We start from the raw sequence: 18,559 nt of genomic DNA on the forward strand, positions 1-18,559 counted from the left end.
GATTATCCTTGTTTACGTTGTTGTTCTAGCCAATTTAACCACTCACTGAGACCTTGTTCAGTGGTAGCAGAAAGTTGAATCACTTCAATATTTGGATTCACACGTTTTGCATTGGCAATGCATTGTTCTACATCAAATTTCAAATAAGGTAATAAATCCACTTTATTTAAAATCATCAAACTTGATGCGGCAAACATATGCGGGTATTTAAGCGGTTTATCTTCGCCTTCTGTCACAGATAAAATCACCACTTTCGCTTTTTCACCAAGATCAAATTCAGATGGACAAACTAAATTTCCCACATTTTCGATAAACATAATGCTGTCAGCTTGAGGTCTTAATTTCACCATTGCTTCGCTAATCATTTGTGCATCCAAGTGGCAGCCTTTGCCTGTATTTACTTGAATAGCCGGCACACCAGTCGCACGAATACGATCTGCATCATTTTCAGTTTGTTGATCGCCTTCGATTACATAACAAGTGCGGTCATTTTTGAGGGCATTTAGCGTCGTCGTTAAAAGGGTAGTTTTACCTGAACCCGGACTCGATACAAGATTTAAGGCTAAAATATGTTGTTTAGCAAAGAATGCTCGGTTGTGATCCGCGAGTTGATTATTTTTTCCGAGAACATCTTGTTCGATTTTTAACAAACGTTTTTGAGTATCGTCTGCATCGACTGGTTTATTGAAATGAAATGTTGAATGTGAAAAGTTTGGCGTACCTGATTGATGACTTCCTTGATCATCATGAGTATGAGGCAATTCACCAATACGGACTTGCTCTGGATGTCCGCAGCCACAGGTTGTACACATAAATCCTCCGTTTTAATGTGCTTATTTGGGCTGAGTTTTCAAACTGACTTTCAACAGAAATAATGTTTAAAACACTCAAAGCCCTGAGCTTTGTCAACAAATTTGCAACAAGCATAGCACAATCAAAATTCGGCTTTTTGATGAAGATCATAAACTGATAATTTCTGTGGCTAATTCGTTAATAAATCCATGATGATGGGATGAAATCAACATTGGTAAGGAAAGTTCACGCAAAAGTGCGGTCAATTTTTCAGTATTTTTTCGATCTAATCCATTGGTGGGTTCATCTAATAATAAGATTTTTGGCTGCATCGCTAAGACACCCGCAAGTGCGGTAAAATTTTTCTCACCACCAGATAAGGTATGCACCATACGATCTTTTAAACGTGTAATACCAAGACGCTCTAATTGCTGCTCTGCGATATGATACGCCTGCTCTCTAGGCACATTTTGGTTTAATGGTCCAAAGGCAATATCATCCAATACTGTTGGGCCAAAAAGTTGATCATCGGCATTTTGAAAACAAATACCAATCGTGCCACGAAAGGGTGCGAAATCTTTTTCTTCACGACAAACTTGACCAAATAATTGAATTTCACCTTTAGTTACGGGAACAAATCCCAATAAAGCAAGCAGTAAAGTGGTTTTTCCTGAGCCAATTTCCCCTTGTACGAAAAGACGTTTTTGACCTTCCAAGGTAAAACTCAAATCTTGAATAATCGCTCTACCATTGCGTTCTATATAAAGATTATTTACAGCTAACATATTATTTTTCTCTCTTTTTAGCGAACTGAAAACCACGACATTTTAAAGCCATTTGCGCCGTTTCGGCTTTCAATAGGGCATGAATCAATAATAAAGCGACACTTTGAGCGGTCACATAAAGGGTTCGGCGATTAAGCCGAGGACGAAATCCACGAGCGCGCATGGCAATATCCATCTTTTGACGCAATTCGCCAAGCAGTGCAATGTAACGTACGGTCAGTACAAAAAGTTGAATTAATTTTTCTGGCAAAGGCAATTTCCCCATGGCTTGAACAAGCACCGCATCATTAATATTCCATAAAAAAAGCCAAAGAGAAATCAACAATAAATGAGTCCTTAAACTCAATTTTTCTGCTAATTCTATCCCTTGGAAATTGAGTTCAATGCCATTTCCGCCAATTTTCCAACTTAATGTCGCCCACATTAAAGCAATAAAAATGACTAAAGCAAACCAACGTTTAAGGTAAGGGAAAAAAGATTTTTGACTGAACCGCAGTGAAATAAAAAAGAGAGAAACTGCAAGCACATTAAGGGGGATAAGCCAAGTGAGATCACTCAATCCACTAATGATTAGCCCCCAGATAAACAGATAAATCAACCTAAAGTGCGGTTGAAATAAACGGTGAATTTTCATTAAGAGACATTCTCGGTACGATTCATGACTTCAGGATACATTTTACCAAGCAAGCTAATCACCCCTACGCTGATAATGCTATCCAAAATAAATACCGGAATATGAGAGACTAGCAAGAGCCAAACAAGATTCAGATAACTTTTTCCACCATCTAACATCAGCACAAAAGAAGCAAGTGCGCCTGCCCCGCCAACGCCAATTACGCCAGCTCCAATACCGACTAATAAGCGATCTTTTAAAGCCATGTGTGGTTGTAAACGAGAACGGAAAAGATAATGAGCGATCACCGCTGGCGTTGCCATCACGCAGAGATTGACACCTAACACTGCAAATCCGCCAAAAGAAAAGAAGATGACTTGCAATAAAAGTGCGATGAGGAATGCAGGAAATACAGCCCACCCTAGGAATAAACCAGCCATGCCATTTAAAATTAAATGCACGCTACCAATTCCTACGGGCACATGAATGGTTCCTGCCACAAAAAATGCCGCAGCAAAAAGTGCGGTGAGCGGTAAACGTTCTGATTCTAAACGACGTAACCCCACAGCAATGCCCGCAACAGCAAGCACTGCGCCAGCTAATAAAATAGGCGTATGTAACACGCCTTCAGATAAATGCATTAAATACGTCCTTGTTTAATTTTACGCGCATTACGTAAAGCAATAAGTCCAGCAATACCAACGATATAACCGATTCCACCTAAAATATCATGCAAATAAATTTTATCTTTTAAATGCGCAATATCTTCACGAATCAGCATTAAATCTGCACCGCTTTGATTTTCGGCAGATGTATGAGCAGCAACAACTGATGCACGGTGTCCTTCATCGCCTTCTACCACCACTTTTAAGGTGGTATGTGGCACATCAGCAATCGAAAGTTTAAATGCGCCTTGGCGGTCAGTTTTTCCAGTTAAAACCGGATCAGCAACACCTGAGCGGAAAACTTCCAAATAAGTTTCAGCCGCTGGGGTCATATCAGAATAATAGGATTTGCCAGAGAGTGTTTGCCCATCATATTGGGCAAACACATAAAGCGCGTGGGCATAAGCATTCGGGAGATAGCAAGCCGCAAAAAGTGCGGTTAAAAAAACAATTTTCTTCATCCCAAATCCATATTATTGCGCATCAAAAGTTAACATATATTCTACAGAGCGACGATCGTAATCCGCATTATTAGTTACTTTTTCCTCAAACTCAGCCCATACTTTGTTGAAGCCTTTAACTGGCGTAAATTGAGCAACACCTTTTTCATTAGTTAAATTAAACGGTGCATCTTCACTCACGCCCACTTTAATGCCTTGAACTGGTTTACCATTATGTAAAACAAGGATAGAAAGTGGTTTGTTTGCTTGTGCTTTTTCTTGAGGAATCAATTCGTAAGCTTGTTGATGAGATTTGAAAGATTCAGCATCCCATTTCAAAATTGCTTTACCAAATTTAACAGGATTGGTACTAAATTCTGCTGTTGGTTCTTCACGTTTTGTTTTTTCAACGTATTTACCGCTTGGTAATTTTGACCATACACCATTATCGAAATGAACGAATACTAAATCTGATTTCGGCATAAGATAGGCTTCGCCATTTCTGAATTGGTAATCAACTGCGGTTAATTTGCCTTGCATATTTAAGGCTTGGATAGATTTAAGTTTAGATTCTGGATAGGTTTCAGTTTGTTCATGTCCAAATTTCACCACGTATTCACCTTGGGCTGAAGCAGGTTCAAGCCAAACATTGTGAGCGTTAGCAACAGACATACCTAAAAGTGCGGTTAATCCCACTGCGATTTTTTTTAATTCCATTTTGGATACTCCTTGTTTGTTTTTGTTTAAGAAAATCTGAACGCATGATAAAATATGAAGTAACTTTAGAGTCAAGTTATTTTTTAAGGGAATTAATGAAAATTGGAGCACTTGCTAAAGCGCTAGGCTGTACCGTAGAAACCATCCGTTATTATGAACAACAAGGTTTAATCCCCCCCCCAAAACGCACTTCAGGCAATTTTCGGCAATATAACGAAGAACACTTGCAACGTTTATCATTTATTTGTAACTGCCGAAATTTAGATATTTCATTAAGTGAAATAAAAAGCCTACTCAATTTAGAAAATGCCTCAAAACAACAAGCAGAGGAAATAAATCGCGTATTAGATAAACACATTAAAGAGGTGGCCACACGAATTCATGAACTTGCCCATTTGCGGATGAAATTAATTGAATTACGTGAGAAAACGGTGTCGAACGATGAAGATCCAATGAAATTGCTATTGCAACATAGTGGCGTGAAATTTGTGCGGTTAAAATAACCGCACTTTTAGATTATGGCTGACTAGATAAACGCTGTTTTGCTTCCTTATTGCCTAATTCAGCGGCTTTCTTCAGCCATTCCAATGATTTTTCAGGTTGGTTTTTCGAGCGATAAATATTACTTAACATCATCATCGCATCCGTATCTTTAGCTCGAGCTGTACGCTCAAAAAGCTTAATGGCTTGCTCTGTATTTTGTTTGACGTAATCACCTCGTAGATACATAACGCCAAGGTTATTTAGCCCTTTCACGCTGCCCTTCTCTGCTGCTTCGCTAAACCACCAATAAGCCTTTTCGTAGTCTCTCACCGTGCCACGCCCAAGGTTATATAACATACCTAGATTGCTTTGAGCGGTGATATTTCCTTCTAACGCCATCGGATACATGATATCGAAAACTGAGATCCATTGCTGTTTATTAGCAAACTCTTGTGCCAAATTCATTCTTGATTGATCATCCATTTTCGAACTCGCTGTAACATCAACAGTTTTCATTGCCCAAATAGGCAAACTAAAAGAAAGTAATACTATATGAAAAAATAACTTCAGTTTCATTTATAAGGTTGCTATTAAAAGTAAAATAAAAAACACGGCAGTAATCGCAAATTCGGTTAGTCCAACTTGCATAACAGAAAGCTTTTTAGTTGGCAGATAAACCGCTCGCACTAATCCAGGAACAAAAGCCAAGGCTAAAATAAATTGTTGCGAAATCACAAAAATCAGCACACATAATAAGTGAAAAATCACTGACGCCCAAAAATAACGTGGATTTTTTCGCTCACGCATCATAGATTTCACATAAAGCGTTGTTCCAATAAAAAATAATGTTGGATAAATCGCCACCCAAAGTATTTTTTCATCAAAAGTGCGGTCAGAAAAATAATACGATCCCATTCCAGCCAGCGCAAAAATTAAGATACCCGCCAAGTCATTCCATAAGTTACGCTCATCTTTTTTCTTGGTAAAATAAATGTTTACCGCGACAAACGGCAGCATGGCAAACATAAAATACAGTACTTGCCAATTACAAATTAACGCGGGAATCGCAAAAATCACGGCAGCAGCAAAATAAATCACAGACCATTTTTTGTATAACTCAAGATTTTTACCTTTAAATAAATTCAAAAAAGGATAAGTCATCAAATAAAGTGAAAACCATCCTAATAATAAAAATACGTGCGCCCATACTGGATTAGCGAGTAACATGCCGTAAATAAAAGGCACCAACGCCATAACAATAGCGCCATGCTGATTAGAGATAAGCAGTTTCATGATGATTAAATAATTGAGAATAATTATCGGGTATTCTAGCCTAGTAAAGAGGATTTTACAAAGTGGTAAACGCTATTTAGAATGGAAGAAAATACCCCAAAGGAGAACCCTATGACAATTCAACGTATTTTACCCAGTACACGTTTAAGTGAAGTTTCAATTCATAACAACCTCGCCTATTTTGCAGGTCAAGTTCCAGAATTAACCATCGAGCAAAATGCCTACGAACAAACCAAAGAAGTATTAGGTTTAATTGATAAATTGTTAGCAGAAATTGGATCCAATAAAAGCAATATTTTAACCGCGCAAATTTTTTTGGCAGACATGAAAGATTATGCTCAATTAAATCAAGCTTGGGATGAATGGGTCGATCATGTTAGCCCACCAAGTCGAGCAACAGTCGAAGCTAAATTAGCGGATCCTCGTTGGAAAGTTGAAATTGTTATTATTGCAACTTGTTAGTTTTTAAGCCAAATAAACAGGAAAATATTATGGAAAATTGGACAAATGAAATTTGGGTAGCAATTGGTATCGCTTTTATTGTTGGATTATTTATTGGTTACATTGCTGTGCGTTTAACCAAAGGCTCCGTAAAGCATCAAGCTAAAACAGAAGCTGAATTAAAAACAGTCAAAAACCAACTTGATACACAAAAAGCGCAAATCGAAAAACATTTCGCAGAAAGTGCTGAGTTATTCAAAACCTTAATTAACGATTATCAAAAACTTTATCGCCACTACGCAACCTCCTCCAATAATTTACTGGGCGAAAAAGATCAAAAAGGTTTATTCACCCAACAGTTGATTACTGCAACAGATAAATCTCAAAATGAACAGCCAAGAGATTATTCTGAGGGCGCATCAGGCTTATTTAAAGAAAATAAAGAAGAAAATTAAAAAGTGCGGCTAAAAATGGAAATGTTTTTAGCCGTTTTGATATAGGAACAATTTATTGTTCTCTTATACCACTCATAAAACCTAGATAAAACAAAACCCCGCGATTAGTTTCGCGGGGTTATGAAAAGGTTAGATGGTGCGACTAGCTGGACTCGAACCAGTGACCCCCACCATGTCAAGGTGGTGCTCTAACCAACTGAGCTATAGTCGCACTGCATAAAGTGCTAGGAATTATAAATATTTTTAATCTGAAAACAAGTATTTTTCTTAAAACCCGAGATAACTGGCAAAAAAGTAAACAGTATTGCCTTAAATAACTGGGCCGTTTTTGATTTCCCCAATTTTTAAGCGTATAATGCGCACCGATTTTTCATCTGGCTAATATATAGCCAAGTAAAAATAGTATTTTTAAAATTTTGTAATTATTGACGGAGTAAATAATGTCTAGAAGACTAAGAAGAACGAAGATTGTATGTACTATGGGCCCATCAACTGACCGTGATAACAATCTTGAAAAAATTATCGCAGCGGGCGCAAACGTAGTTCGTATGAACTTCTCTCACGGTACACCTGATGACCATATTGAACGTGCTGAACGTGTACGTTCTATTGCGAAAAAATTAGGTAAAACTGTGGCAATCTTAGGTGATTTACAAGGTCCTAAAATTCGTGTTTCTACCTTTAAAGATGGTAAAATTTTCTTAAACATTGGTGACAAATTCATTCTTGATGCAGAGTTACCAAAAGGTGAAGGCACACAAGAATCTGTTGGTCTAGACTATAAAACCCTTCCGCAAGATGTTGTTCCTGGCGACATTCTTTTATTAGATGATGGCCGTGTTCAATTAAAAGTATTATCAACTGATGGGGCGAAAGTTTTTACTGAAGTTACTGTTGGTGGTCCATTATCAAATAATAAAGGTATCAACAAATTAGGCGGCGGTTTATCTGCAGATGCCTTAACAGAAAAAGATAAAGCAGACATTATCACCGCTGCACGTATTGGCGTTGATTTCTTAGCTGTTTCTTTCCCTCGTTCAAGCGCTGACCTAAATTATGCGCGTGAACTTGCCCAACAAGCTGGTTTAAATGCAAAAATCGTTGCTAAAGTTGAACGTGCAGAAACAGTGGCTACTGATGAAGCGATGGACGATATTATTTTAGCATCTGATGTTATCATGGTTGCTCGTGGTGACTTAGGTGTAGAAATCGGTGATCCTGAATTAGTCGGCGTACAGAAAAAATTAATCCGTCGTTCACGTCAATTAAATCGTGCGGTAATTACAGCGACTCAAATGATGGAATCAATGATTAGCAACCCAATGCCAACTCGTGCTGAAGTGATGGATGTTGCAAACGCAGTATTAGATGGTACTGATGCGGTTATGCTTTCTGCAGAAACAGCAGCTGGTCAATATCCCTCTGAAACAGTAACCGCAATGGCTGGCGTATGTTTAGGTGCAGAAAAAATGCCAAGCATTAACGTTTCTCGTCACCGTATGGATAAAGAGTTTGAAACCATTGAAGAATCTGTTGCAATGTCTGCAATGTATGCAGCAAACCACATGAAAGGTGTTGCAGCAATTGTCACTTTAACTAGCACAGGCCGTACTCCATTATTAATGTCACGCATTAGCTCTGGCTTACCGATCTTTGCTTTATCTCGTAATCAAGAAACTTTAAACCTTTGTGCACTGTACCGTGGCGTAACTCCAGTTTACCATGGTGAAGATAGCCGCACAGAAACCAGTGCAAAAGTAGCACTTCAATCATTAAAAGAAAAAGGTTACTTATCTACTGGTGATTTAGTGCTTGTTACTCACGGTGGTCAAGGTGCGACACAAACCAACGTATGTCGTACATTAATTGTTGAATAATCAACAATCTAGATACGTTAAAATGAAAGAGCGGTGGATTTTTCCACCGTTTTTTATTTCCTTTTTCTGCCGCACTTTTCACTTAAATCCAATAGATATTTGCGGTATCATAGGTGATATTCTAGTATCGAAATAAGTCCTATGGCATCACAACCTCAAATCAAATCTTCTGACAAAAAAACGGCACAAATAAGTATTCCACCACACTCACTTGAGGCTGAACAAGCCGTGTTGGGTGGCATCATGCTGAGCAATCAACATTGGGATGGTATTGCTGAACGTGTGATTGCCGACGATTTTTATACTTTTCAGCATCGTCTAATTTTTACAGAAATGGAACATCTCATGCGTAATCAATCACCTATTGATTTAATTACGCTAGATCAAGCCTTAAGAAGCCGTGGCGTAAGCGATGAAGTGGGTGGATTTGCCTATCTAGCAGAGCTTTCCAATAATACGCCGAATGCGATTAATATCTTGGCTTATGCGGATATTGTGAGAGAAAAAGCCATATTACGAGAACTTATTTCGGTAGGAAATCGTATTGCTGAAAATAGTTATTCACCCAAAGGGCAAGACATCAAGTTAATTCTTGATGAGGCTGAGCGTGAAGTGTTTGCGATTGCAGAAAAGCGGACGACTTCTAGCGAAGGCCCACAAAATGTGATCAATGTGCTGGAAAGTACTATTGAAAAAATCGATATTTTGAGCAAACTTGAAAATCATTCTGGCGTAACGGGCATTACGACCGGTTTCACTGATCTTGATAAAAAAACGGCAGGTTTACAGCCTTCTGACTTAATTATCGTTGCGGCACGTCCGTCAATGGGTAAAACCACTTTCGCCATGAACCTTTGCGAAAATGCCGCAATGGCAAGTGAAAAACCCGTTTTAGTATTTAGTTTAGAAATGCCAGCAGAACAAATTATGATGCGTATGATCGCATCGCTTGCTCGTGTTGATCAAACTAAAATTCGAACAGGTCAAAATTTAGATGAAATCGAGTGGAACAAAATTGCCAGCGTAGTTGGGATGTTCAAGCAAAAAAATAATCTTTATATCGATGACTCTTCAGGCCTAACGCCTACTGATGTTCGTTCCCGTGCACGCCGAGTTTATCGTGAAAATGGTGGATTAAGTATGATTATGGTGGATTATTTGCAATTAATGCGCGCACCAGCATTTTCAGATAACCGAACACTAGAAATAGCGGAAATTTCTCGTTCCCTCAAAGCGCTCGCTAAAGAATTACAAGTGCCTGTGGTCGCCCTTTCTCAGTTAAATCGTACTTTAGAACAACGTGCAGACAAACGCCCTGTAAACTCAGATTTACGTGAATCAGGCTCCATTGAACAAGATGCAGACTTGATTATGTTTATTTACCGAGATGAAGTCTATAACGATAACTCGGAAGATAAAGGGATTGCAGAAATTATTATCGGTAAACAGCGTAACGGCCCGATTGGTCGAGTGCGATTAAAATTTAATGGACAATTCTCACGCTTCGACAATCTCGCCGAACAACGTGAATATCATGATGATTATTAAGGAATAACAATGAATGTAAAACCGGCGACAGCGAAAATTAGCTCGCACGCCTTAAAACAGAATTTAGAAATCATTAAACAAAAAGCACCAAATAGCAAAATTATTGCTGTGGTTAAAGCAAACGCCTATGGTCACGGTGTTGTGTTTGTTGCATCAACTTTAGAACAAAATGTTGATTGCTTTGGCGTGGCTCGTTTAGAAGAGGCTTTGGCATTACGTTCCAACGGCATTACTAAACCGATTTTATTGCTTGAAGGCTTTTTCAATGAACAGGATTTGCCCGTCTTAGCGGTCAATAATATCGAAACTATCGTACATAATCGTGAACAATTGGAAGCACTAAAACGTGCAAATTTACCAAGCCCAATTAAAGTTTGGTTAAAAATAGACACAGGCATGCATCGTTTAGGTGTGGCATTAGATGAAGTGGATTTTTTCTATAATGAACTTAAAAAACTTCCATATATTCAACCGCACTTAGGCTTTGTCAGCCATTTTAGTCGCGCTGATGAATTAGAATCCAATTATACCCAACTTCAAATCAACCGCTTTTTATCCGCCACAAAAGATAAACAAGGTGAACGTACTATTGCAGCGTCAGGAGGCATTCTTTTCTGGCCTGAATCTCATCTGGAATGTATCCGCCCAGGTATTATTATGTATGGCATTTCACCAACTGATACCGTCGGTGCTGAATTTGGTTTAACGCCAGTGATGAATTTAACTTCATCATTGATTGCTGTTCGCAACCATAAACAAGGTGAGCCAGTTGGATACGGTGGCATTTGGACTAGTTCACATGATACAAAAATCGGCGTTGTGGCTATTGGTTATGGCGATGGATATCCTCGAGATGTTCCTGAAGGCACGCCTGTTTATTTGAATGGTCGTATCGTGCCAATCGTTGGAAGGGTTTCAATGGATATGTTAACCGTTGATTTAGGACCTGATAGCCAAGATCAAGTAGGTGATGAAGTCATTCTATGGGGTAAGGAATTACCTATTGAAACCGTAGCTAAATTCACAGGAATTTTAAGCTATGAGCTAATTACAAAATTAACACCGCGTGTTATAACTGAATATGTTGATTAATCTGTTAATCACTGCATTTTCTGAAAAGAGGGATTCAGTCCCTCTCTAATAGAAATTCTAGAAAGTGCGGTTAAAATTTTGATTATTTTTAATGAAAGGAAATACCATGAAAAACATTAACCCGACTCACACCCATGCGTGGAAATCTCTCGAAACACATAAAGCTGAATTGTCAAACATCACCATCCAAGATTTATTTAAACAAGAAAAAAATCGTTTTGACGATTATTCTTTAACATTCAATAGCCAAATTCTTGTAGATTTTTCCAAAAACAACATCAATCAAACTACCCTTTCACATCTTCGCCAACTTGCTCAAGAATGCTCTCTTGATAGCGCAAAAGAAGCCATGTTTACTGGTGAAAAAATCAATCGTACTGAAAATCGGGCTGTACTACATACCGCACTTCGCAATCGCGCTAATACTCCAGTGCTTGTTGATGGTAAAGATGTTATGCCTGAAGTCAATGCAGTGTTAGCTAAAATGAAAGATTTCTGTCAGCGTATTATTTCTGGCGAATGGAAAGGCTATACAGGCAAAGCGATTACTGATGTAGTGAATATTGGTATTGGTGGCTCTGACTTAGGCCCTTATATGGTAACCGAAGCGCTTCGCCCATATAAAAATCACCTAAATATGCACTTTGTTTCAAATGTCGATGGCACACACATTGCAGAGACCTTTAAAAAAGTCAATCCAGAAACAACGCTTTTCTTAGTGGCATCGAAAACTTTTACCACTCAAGAAACCATGACAAATGCGCAAAGTGCACGTGATTGGTTACTGAAAGCAGCGAAAGATGAAAGTGCGGTTGCAAAACATTTTGCAGCATTATCAACCAATGCTAAAGATGTAGAAAAATTTGGTATTGATACCAATAACATGTTTGAATTTTGGGATTGGGTTGGCGGTCGTTACTCTTTATGGTCAGCTATTGGTCTTTCAATTGCACTATCAATTGGCTTTGAAAACTTTGAAGAGTTATTGAATGGCGCGCATGAAATGGATAAACATTTCCGCTCTACTCCAATTGAAAAAAATATTCCAACCACTTTAGCATTAGTTGGATTATGGAATACTAATTTCCTTGGTGCACAAACAGAAGCGATCTTACCTTATGATCAATATTTACATCGCTTTGCTGCCTACTTCCAACAAGGTAATATGGAATCAAATGGTAAATATGTGGATCGTGATGGCAATGTCATTAATTATTACCAAACTGGCCCGATTATTTGGGGAGAACCAGGTACAAACGGACAACATGCGTTCTATCAATTAATTCACCAAGGCACCACTTTAATTCCTTGTGATTTTATTGCGCCAGCCCAAAGCCATAACCCATTGGCAGATCATCATAATAAATTGCTTTCTAACTTCTTCGCACAAACAGAAGCATTAGCGTTCGGAAAAACAAAAGAGGAAGTCGAGGCTGAATTTGTAAAAGCAGGTAAATCTTTAGATGATGTAAAAAATATTGTTCCATTTAAAGTATTTACGGGTAATAAGCCAACTAATTCAATTCTTGTTCAAAAAATCACGCCATTTACCTTGGGGGCATTAATTGCTATGTATGAACATAAAATCTTCGTACAAGGTGTGATTTTTAATATCTTTAGCTTCGATCAATGGGGTGTAGAACTAGGCAAACAACTTGCAAACAGAATTCTTCCTGAATTAACAGATTCTGAAAAAGTATCAAGTCATGACAGTTCAACCAATGGGTTAATTAATCAATTTAAATCATGGCGTTAGTTTTTAATATATAAATAATCTGCACTCTAATTACTGATAGATAATCAGATTTTTAAAGTGCAGATTAATAATTACAATTTTAATTCATTTACTCTCTCTAATAGTACTCTCCCCAGAGGACTTGGATCGCCTATAAAAAGTGTATTCAATCTATTATTTTCGATAATGTGTTGACGTAATTTAAGTCGTTCTCTATGATTTTCTGCAAGACTAACAGCACAATCAATGTATTCATCTATAGTTTTAGCTATAAGCCATTCAGGTAAACCTAAACGTTTAAATAAACCTTCATCAATATGCTCATGTACTTCTATACCAGTTTTACAAACGCCTACTAAGCCCAAAGTAACCATATCAATGATGCCATTGGTATTGCCAAATGGAAATGGATTTAACATCATATCGCATTGACCTAAAATATTGAGATATTGATGATAAGGCGCATGAGCATAAGCTGTTGCGCTATCCCCTAAATAGCTCTCAATAAACCACTTAACATAGGGATGGGTGATACCTAAAGATTGACCTAAAGCAAAGTGAAAATGTATTTTTACTTTAGCTCTATCCCGAATCTCTCGTAGAGTCTCAAGAAATTTAGGGTTCATTTTCATTGTCGTTGCAGCAATACCAATATTGACAATCTCTGGATCTTCTCTAAGTAAATAGTCTACTTTTTCTGGCGCTAATGCTGATGGTACATAAGGTAATGAATCTTTTGGTAAACGTATTAAGGTTTCACTAAAACAATCTTCCGAGCCCACATAATCATCCTCTACAACTACATATTCAATAAAATCAGAATATGTAGTTGCAGGATGCCCTAGCGCAATCGCTTGAATTGGAGCAAGACGCGTATTACTTGCAAAAATGGTGATTAAATCCATCCCAATACTTGGCATATAAAATACTGCCGCACCATATTCTTCACATGTTCTACGAATAAACTCAAGATTCTTTAGAATACTATTCCCTTCAAGTTGAAAAAACTCATCAAATACATCACGCCCAGCTTTATCAACCTCTTTTCTCCCGATGCCAATTAAATAAAATCGTTCACGAGCGGCAATCATTGAAGTTGAATGAGTACGATAAATTGAATGAGCTGAATTAAAATGCTCTAGTAATACAATCATTACTGGCTTATCATTATAACGCCCCAAAGAAATTATCTTACGATCTTCCCACCCCAGAGCTAATAAATGCCCCCGAATTACTTTATTTAAAGCTCGCTTTACATAGTGTTTATTACTTGCAAAATCATAACTACAATGCATATAAACATCATGAAAAATACCTGAAGGTAATTCATCTAAATTCTCAAACTCTGCTAATTTTTCAGGAAACCACTGTAAAATAGCAGCTCTCTTATTAAATGCCGTACTTGTTCCAATAAAACGAGGTGATTGCAATGCAAAACAAAGTGAAGCACAAAGCGCTTTGTTAATTTCCCAGAGTGCATTTAAATCTACATTAATATTTGATTCTGGCAAATATAAAATACAGAATTTTGCGAATGACGAAAAATCAGTCTTTAAACACATATCACCTTTAGGATCAGGATTAATATTATAAGTTCTTAAAATATGATCTGCATTAACATAAGGGGAGGTTGAAAAAATCATTGTCAACCAACGTTGTAAAGTAATAAAACGCAGTGCTCCACTTTCTGAAATATGTAAATCAGGATCTATAAATAAATTAGTTACTGCATTTGCAACGCGTGTACAAAAATACGTCAAATGTTTTTCCGATAAATCAGAAAGCTGTTTTGGATAATCGAATTGTATTCCTTCAATTCCACCAAAATTACAATCAAGTTTAGTTAAAATTTTTATAAGTTCTAAACAAGCTAGTTCATAATTTTTAGCTGAGATTTCTTGTTCTAAACGATTAACACTAGGTAGAATTTCTTCTGACATATATATCCTTCTTACATTAATCAATATTATGTTCTCGTTATATTTTTACCATTCTATTGAAATCTTAAGATGAAATAAATAAAAATTCATAGACTATAAAAATACAGTACCCATTATAGTAATAAATTTTATTATTGAAAAATTGACTAATTGTAGATTAAATATATCTATAATGATTGATTGACCATTATAGCCTGTTTGATTAAATGTTACTAATATGTGATCTTGATCACATTTTTACACTCTTTCATTAGCATTATTTTCACTAGTTTTCTATAATTAAGTCATAATTAAAGACTAAAGGAAAATTATGAAAACATTAAGTGAATTTATTGTAGAACGGCAAGCTGAATACCCTAATGCAAAAGGGGAGTTAAGTGGAATTTTATCGTCAATACGATTACTTGCTAAAATTATCCATCGTGATATCAATAAAGCGGGCCTAACTAATATCCTTGGACAATCAGGTATAGAAAATGTGCAAGGTGAAAGCCAAATGAAGCTAGATTTATTTGCACACAATACAATGAGAGCAGCCTTAATGGCACGAGAAGAAGTCGCGGGATTTGCATCAGAGGAAGAAGAAAGCTTTATCGCTTTCGATACAGAACGTGGTCGCAATGCAAAATATATTATATTAACAGATCCTCTTGATGGTTCATCTAATATTGATGTAAATGTATCTGTCGGAACAATTTTCTCTATTTATCGTAGAGTTTCACCAATTGGTACACCAGTAACATTAGAAGATTTCTTGCAACCTGGAAATAAACAAGTTGCTGCTGGTTATATTGTTTATGGTTCATCAACAATGTTAGTATATACCACTGGTAACGGAGTTAACGGCTTTACCTATGATCCATCAATCGGCACATTTTGTCTTTCTCACGAAAATATGCAAATGCCAAAAGATGGACGTATTTATTCTATTAATGAGGGACAATATTTAAAATTTCCTCAAGGTGTAAAAAAATATATCAAATATTGTCAAGAAGAAGACAGAACCACTAACCGTCCTTATGCATCTCGCTACATTGGATCGCTTGTTGCTGATTTCCATCGCAACTTACTTAAAGGTGGAATTTATATTTACCCAAGTGCAACTAATTACCCGAATGGTAAGTTACGCCTACTTTATGAAGGTAATCCTATAGCCTTCTTAGCCGAACAAGCAGGAGGAATTGCGAGTGATGGTTATCGTAGAATTTTAGATATAAAACCAACTGCACTTCATGAACGAATCCCATTATTTGTCGGTTCAGAGAAAATGGTGAAAAAAGCGCAAGAAATGATGGAAGAATTTAAAGAAAATTAAGAGATCTTTCATCAAATCCTTTTTATTTCTTAATCTTAATATAAATGGGGGGAGGACATCCTCCCATATTATTTTCAACATCAGATGAGCTTGAATACAACTGATCTAGATAACAATATAATCTATTTTATAACTATCTTACTTACTAAATTTCTAAAAATAAATTATTTGTTTAGCTTAGTAAACAATATCAAATAGTAATAATACAGGAAATATGGCTGGGGTACTAGGATTCGAACCTAGGGATGCCGAGATCAAAACCCGGTGCCTTACCGCTTGGCGATACCCCAACAGAGAAATCGTTGATTAGATATAAAGAAGATTTATTTGATAGCATGGCTGGGGTACTAGGATTCGAACCTAGGGATGCCGAGATCAAAACCCGGTGCCTTACCGCTTGGCGATACCCCAACTACTATTTGACTTACAAAGCGATAAATGGTGCGGGACGAGGGACTTGAACCCACACACCTCTCGGCGCCAGAACCTAAATCTGGTGCGTCTACCAATTTCGCCAGTCCCGCAAATCTGGTGGCTACAGCGAGATTCGAACTTGCGACCCCAACATTATGAGTGTTGTGCTCTAACCAACTGAGCTATGTAGCCATTACCTTAATTTGCCTAACCATATCGGCTTTGCGGGGCGTATTATGCTGATTTTAAGAGACCTCGTCAAATACTTTTTTGAAAAAATTTGTGTTTATATGTTTATTTGATTATTAAAAAAACACTTTACTTGTTTTTTACACGTTTGCAGTTTGCATTGTAAGCATTCCTATTCTGTGTCTCCAATTTTTTATTTTTCACATTCATATATAAATTTTATTTATATTATGATTAAAAAAATGGCATTTTTTCATTTGTCAATAAAATCTATTTGACAAAAAATGCCTAAATCGTTATTTCTATACCAACTATTCTAAAAAATCACAACATCTCAGGAGCATCTTATGTCCCATCTCTCAGTCGCCAAATTTGGCGGAACATCTGTAGCCAACCACGCCGCAATGACAGCTTGCGCCAAAATTGTCATCACTGATCCAAATACACGCGTAGTCGTGCTTTCTGCATCAGCTGGCATGACGAATTTATTAGTCGCTTTAGCAAATGGTGTAGAAGCGACAGAACGTGAAAAATTAATTGGTGAAATCCGTCAAATTCAAGAGAATATTTTGAATGAATTAAAAGACGACAGCCGAGTTCGTCCGATTATTGAAAAATATCTTGAAAATATTACCGCACTTTCCGAAGCAGCTAGCCTTGCAACCTCTCCCGCATTAACTGATGAACTCATCAGTCACGGAGAAATGATGTCAACTCAAATCTTTATTGAGATTTTACGTGAACAAAACGCATCGGGCACTTGGGTTGATGTCCGTACGATTGTTGCAACCAATAACCATTTTGGTAAAGCTGCACCAAATGATGAACAAACTCAATCAAACAGTGATAGCATTTTAAAACCATTAATAGACCGCGGCGAATTAGTCATCACCCAAGGTTTTATCGGACGTGAACCAAGCGGTAAAACAACCACATTAGGCCGTGGCGGTAGCGACTACTCTGCTGCCTTGTTAGCCGAAGTATTAAATGCAAAAGACGTTTTAATTTGGACTGATGTTGCTGGTATTTACACAACCGATCCACGCATTGTTCCAGCTGCACAACGTATCGACACAATGAGCTTTGCTGAAGCAGCTGAAATGGCAACCTTTGGCGCAAAAGTGCTACATCCAGCCACATTACTCCCTGCAGTACGCAGCAATATCCCCGTTTATGTAGGTTCAAGCAAAGCCCCTGAAGCGGGCGGAACTTGGGTCACTCGCGATCCTCAACCACGTCCAACTTTCCGTGCAATTGCGCTACGCCGAGATCAAACCTTACTTACGCTTTCCAGCTTAAGTATGCTGCATGCACAAGGTTTCTTAGCGAATGTATTTAACATTTTGGCTAAACACAAAATTTCTGTGGATACTATCACCACATCAGAAGTGAGCGTTGCATTGACATTGGATAAAACAGGCTCCGCATCTTCAGGGGCAGAATTACTTTCAACCGAATTGTTAGATGAACTTCGTCAATATTGTTCAGTGAAAGTCGATACTGGATTATCATTAGTTGCATTAATCGGCAATAATTTACATACTGCAACAGGTGTAGCAAAAGGAATTTTTGATACTCTTGAGCCTTATAATGTAAGAATGATTAGCTATGGTGCAAGCACCAACAATATTTGTATGCTCGTGCAAAGTGAACATGCTGACGAAGTCGTTCGTTCATTACACAAATCCTTATTTGAATAAAGTCTAACCCCAAAGTGCGGTGAAAAATCACCGCACTTTTTCTTTTATATAATTGAGATTAAAGC

The 18,559-nt window shown here is 37.5% G+C and carries 18 protein-coding genes and 5 tRNA genes; 9 read left to right on the forward strand and 14 right to left on the reverse strand.

Annotation, left to right across the window (positions count from 1 at the left end; all coding sequences use genetic code 11):
• Positions 1 to 2 precede the first annotated feature (2 nt).
• The 6 genes from hypB to KP710_RS01820 form a co-directional block, all read right to left on the reverse strand.
• Positions 3 to 812 (reverse strand): hydrogenase nickel incorporation protein HypB, encoded by an 810-nt coding sequence (gene hypB, locus KP710_RS01795; protein ID WP_005645020.1) that lies wholly within the window; start codon positions 810 to 812, stop codon positions 3 to 5.
• Positions 813 to 959: 147 nt separating this feature from the next.
• Positions 960 to 1,577 (reverse strand): energy-coupling factor ABC transporter ATP-binding protein, encoded by a 618-nt coding sequence (locus KP710_RS01800; protein ID WP_111407297.1) that lies wholly within the window; start codon positions 1,575 to 1,577, stop codon positions 960 to 962.
• A 1-nt stretch (position 1,578) separates the two neighbouring features.
• Positions 1,579 to 2,211, reverse strand: coding sequence for an energy-coupling factor transporter transmembrane component T family protein (locus KP710_RS01805; protein ID WP_111407296.1), 633 nt, complete (start codon positions 2,209 to 2,211; stop codon positions 1,579 to 1,581).
• Entirely contained in the window at positions 2,211 to 2,831 is a 621-nt protein-coding gene (gene cbiM, locus KP710_RS01810; protein ID WP_111407295.1) for a cobalt transporter CbiM, read from the reverse strand. The genes KP710_RS01805 and cbiM overlap by 1 nt, the downstream gene beginning before the upstream one ends.
• Positions 2,831 to 3,316, reverse strand: coding sequence for an HI_1622 family ECF transport-associated protein (locus tag KP710_RS01815; protein WP_111407294.1), 486 nt, complete (start codon positions 3,314 to 3,316; stop codon positions 2,831 to 2,833). Before KP710_RS01815 ends, cbiM begins: the two co-directional genes overlap by 1 nt.
• Before the next feature lie 12 nt (positions 3,317 to 3,328).
• Positions 3,329 to 4,012, reverse strand: coding sequence for a DUF4198 domain-containing protein (locus KP710_RS01820; protein ID WP_111407293.1), 684 nt, complete (start codon positions 4,010 to 4,012; stop codon positions 3,329 to 3,331).
• 95 nt (positions 4,013 to 4,107) lie between these two features.
• On the opposite strand from KP710_RS01820, the gene KP710_RS01825 reads away from it, so the two are divergent.
• A complete protein-coding gene (locus KP710_RS01825) occupies positions 4,108 to 4,515 on the forward strand; it encodes a Cd(II)/Pb(II)-responsive transcriptional regulator (RefSeq protein ID WP_005633867.1) in 408 nt (135 codons plus the stop codon).
• Positions 4,516 to 4,528: 13 nt separating this feature from the next.
• Here KP710_RS01825 and KP710_RS01830 read toward each other — a convergent pair whose 3' ends face one another.
• Positions 4,529 to 5,071, reverse strand: a complete 543-nt coding sequence (locus KP710_RS01830) for a tetratricopeptide repeat protein (protein ID WP_165818718.1) — start codon at positions 5,069 to 5,071, stop codon at positions 4,529 to 4,531.
• Positions 5,072 to 5,788 (reverse strand): YwiC-like family protein, encoded by a 717-nt coding sequence (locus KP710_RS01835; protein WP_111407292.1) that lies wholly within the window; start codon positions 5,786 to 5,788, stop codon positions 5,072 to 5,074.
• 111 nt (positions 5,789 to 5,899) lie between these two features.
• Between KP710_RS01835 and KP710_RS01840 the strand changes: the two genes are divergently transcribed.
• Positions 5,900 to 6,250 (forward strand): RidA family protein, encoded by a 351-nt coding sequence (locus KP710_RS01840; protein WP_111407291.1) that lies wholly within the window; start codon positions 5,900 to 5,902, stop codon positions 6,248 to 6,250.
• A gap of 29 nt (positions 6,251 to 6,279) precedes the next feature.
• Complete coding sequence (locus tag KP710_RS01845) at positions 6,280 to 6,684, forward strand: Z-ring associated ZapG family protein (protein ID WP_111407290.1); 405 nt, start codon at positions 6,280 to 6,282, stop codon at positions 6,682 to 6,684.
• Between the two features lie 134 nt (positions 6,685 to 6,818).
• On the opposite strand, the gene KP710_RS01850 is transcribed toward KP710_RS01845, so the two are convergent.
• Positions 6,819 to 6,895 (reverse strand) — tRNA-Val (locus tag KP710_RS01850).
• Positions 6,896 to 7,124: 229 nt separating this feature from the next.
• Between KP710_RS01850 and pyk the strand changes: the two genes are divergently transcribed.
• From pyk to pgi, 4 genes are all read left to right on the forward strand, one after another.
• Entirely contained in the window at positions 7,125 to 8,561 is a 1,437-nt protein-coding gene (gene pyk / locus KP710_RS01855; protein ID WP_111407289.1) for a pyruvate kinase, read from the forward strand.
• 132 nt (positions 8,562 to 8,693) lie between these two features.
• Entirely contained in the window at positions 8,694 to 10,109 is a 1,416-nt protein-coding gene (locus tag KP710_RS01860) for a replicative DNA helicase (protein WP_258038567.1), read from the forward strand.
• 9 nt (positions 10,110 to 10,118) lie between these two features.
• The gene (alr, locus tag KP710_RS01865; protein ID WP_111407288.1) at positions 10,119 to 11,201 is read left to right on the forward strand and encodes an alanine racemase; all 1,083 of its coding nucleotides are present in this window, start codon (positions 10,119 to 10,121) and stop codon (positions 11,199 to 11,201) included.
• A 106-nt stretch (positions 11,202 to 11,307) separates the two neighbouring features.
• Entirely contained in the window at positions 11,308 to 12,957 is a 1,650-nt protein-coding gene (gene pgi / locus KP710_RS01870; protein WP_215770491.1) for a glucose-6-phosphate isomerase, read from the forward strand.
• A 71-nt stretch (positions 12,958 to 13,028) separates the two neighbouring features.
• On the opposite strand, the gene KP710_RS01875 is transcribed toward pgi, so the two are convergent.
• Positions 13,029 to 14,876, reverse strand: coding sequence for a UDP-glucose:protein N-beta-glucosyltransferase (locus KP710_RS01875; protein ID WP_215770869.1), 1,848 nt, complete (start codon positions 14,874 to 14,876; stop codon positions 13,029 to 13,031).
• A 310-nt stretch (positions 14,877 to 15,186) separates the two neighbouring features.
• Between KP710_RS01875 and fbp the strand changes: the two genes are divergently transcribed.
• Entirely contained in the window at positions 15,187 to 16,191 is a 1,005-nt protein-coding gene (fbp, locus tag KP710_RS01880; protein ID WP_048954010.1) for a class 1 fructose-bisphosphatase, read from the forward strand.
• 215 nt (positions 16,192 to 16,406) lie between these two features.
• Here the strand turns inward: fbp and KP710_RS01885 are convergent.
• The 4 genes from KP710_RS01885 to KP710_RS01900 all read right to left on the reverse strand — a co-directional run bounded on the left by KP710_RS01885 (position 16,407) and on the right by KP710_RS01900 (position 16,797).
• Positions 16,407 to 16,481, reverse strand: a tRNA-Gln gene (locus KP710_RS01885).
• A 46-nt stretch (positions 16,482 to 16,527) separates the two neighbouring features.
• A tRNA-Gln gene (locus KP710_RS01890) sits at positions 16,528 to 16,602 on the reverse strand.
• Positions 16,603 to 16,630: 28 nt separating this feature from the next.
• A tRNA-Leu gene (locus KP710_RS01895) sits at positions 16,631 to 16,715 on the reverse strand.
• A gap of 5 nt (positions 16,716 to 16,720) precedes the next feature.
• Positions 16,721 to 16,797, reverse strand: a tRNA-Met gene (locus KP710_RS01900).
• Between the two features lie 344 nt (positions 16,798 to 17,141).
• Here KP710_RS01900 and lysC point away from each other — a divergent pair.
• A complete protein-coding gene (gene lysC, locus KP710_RS01905) occupies positions 17,142 to 18,494 on the forward strand; it encodes a lysine-sensitive aspartokinase 3 (RefSeq protein WP_111407285.1) in 1,353 nt (450 codons plus the stop codon).
• Positions 18,495 to 18,559 lie beyond the last annotated feature (65 nt).

It is taken from the genome of Haemophilus sp. SZY H35, assembly GCF_018829705.1.
GTDB classification, from domain to species: domain Bacteria; phylum Pseudomonadota; class Gammaproteobacteria; order Enterobacterales; family Pasteurellaceae; genus Haemophilus; species Haemophilus haemolyticus_K.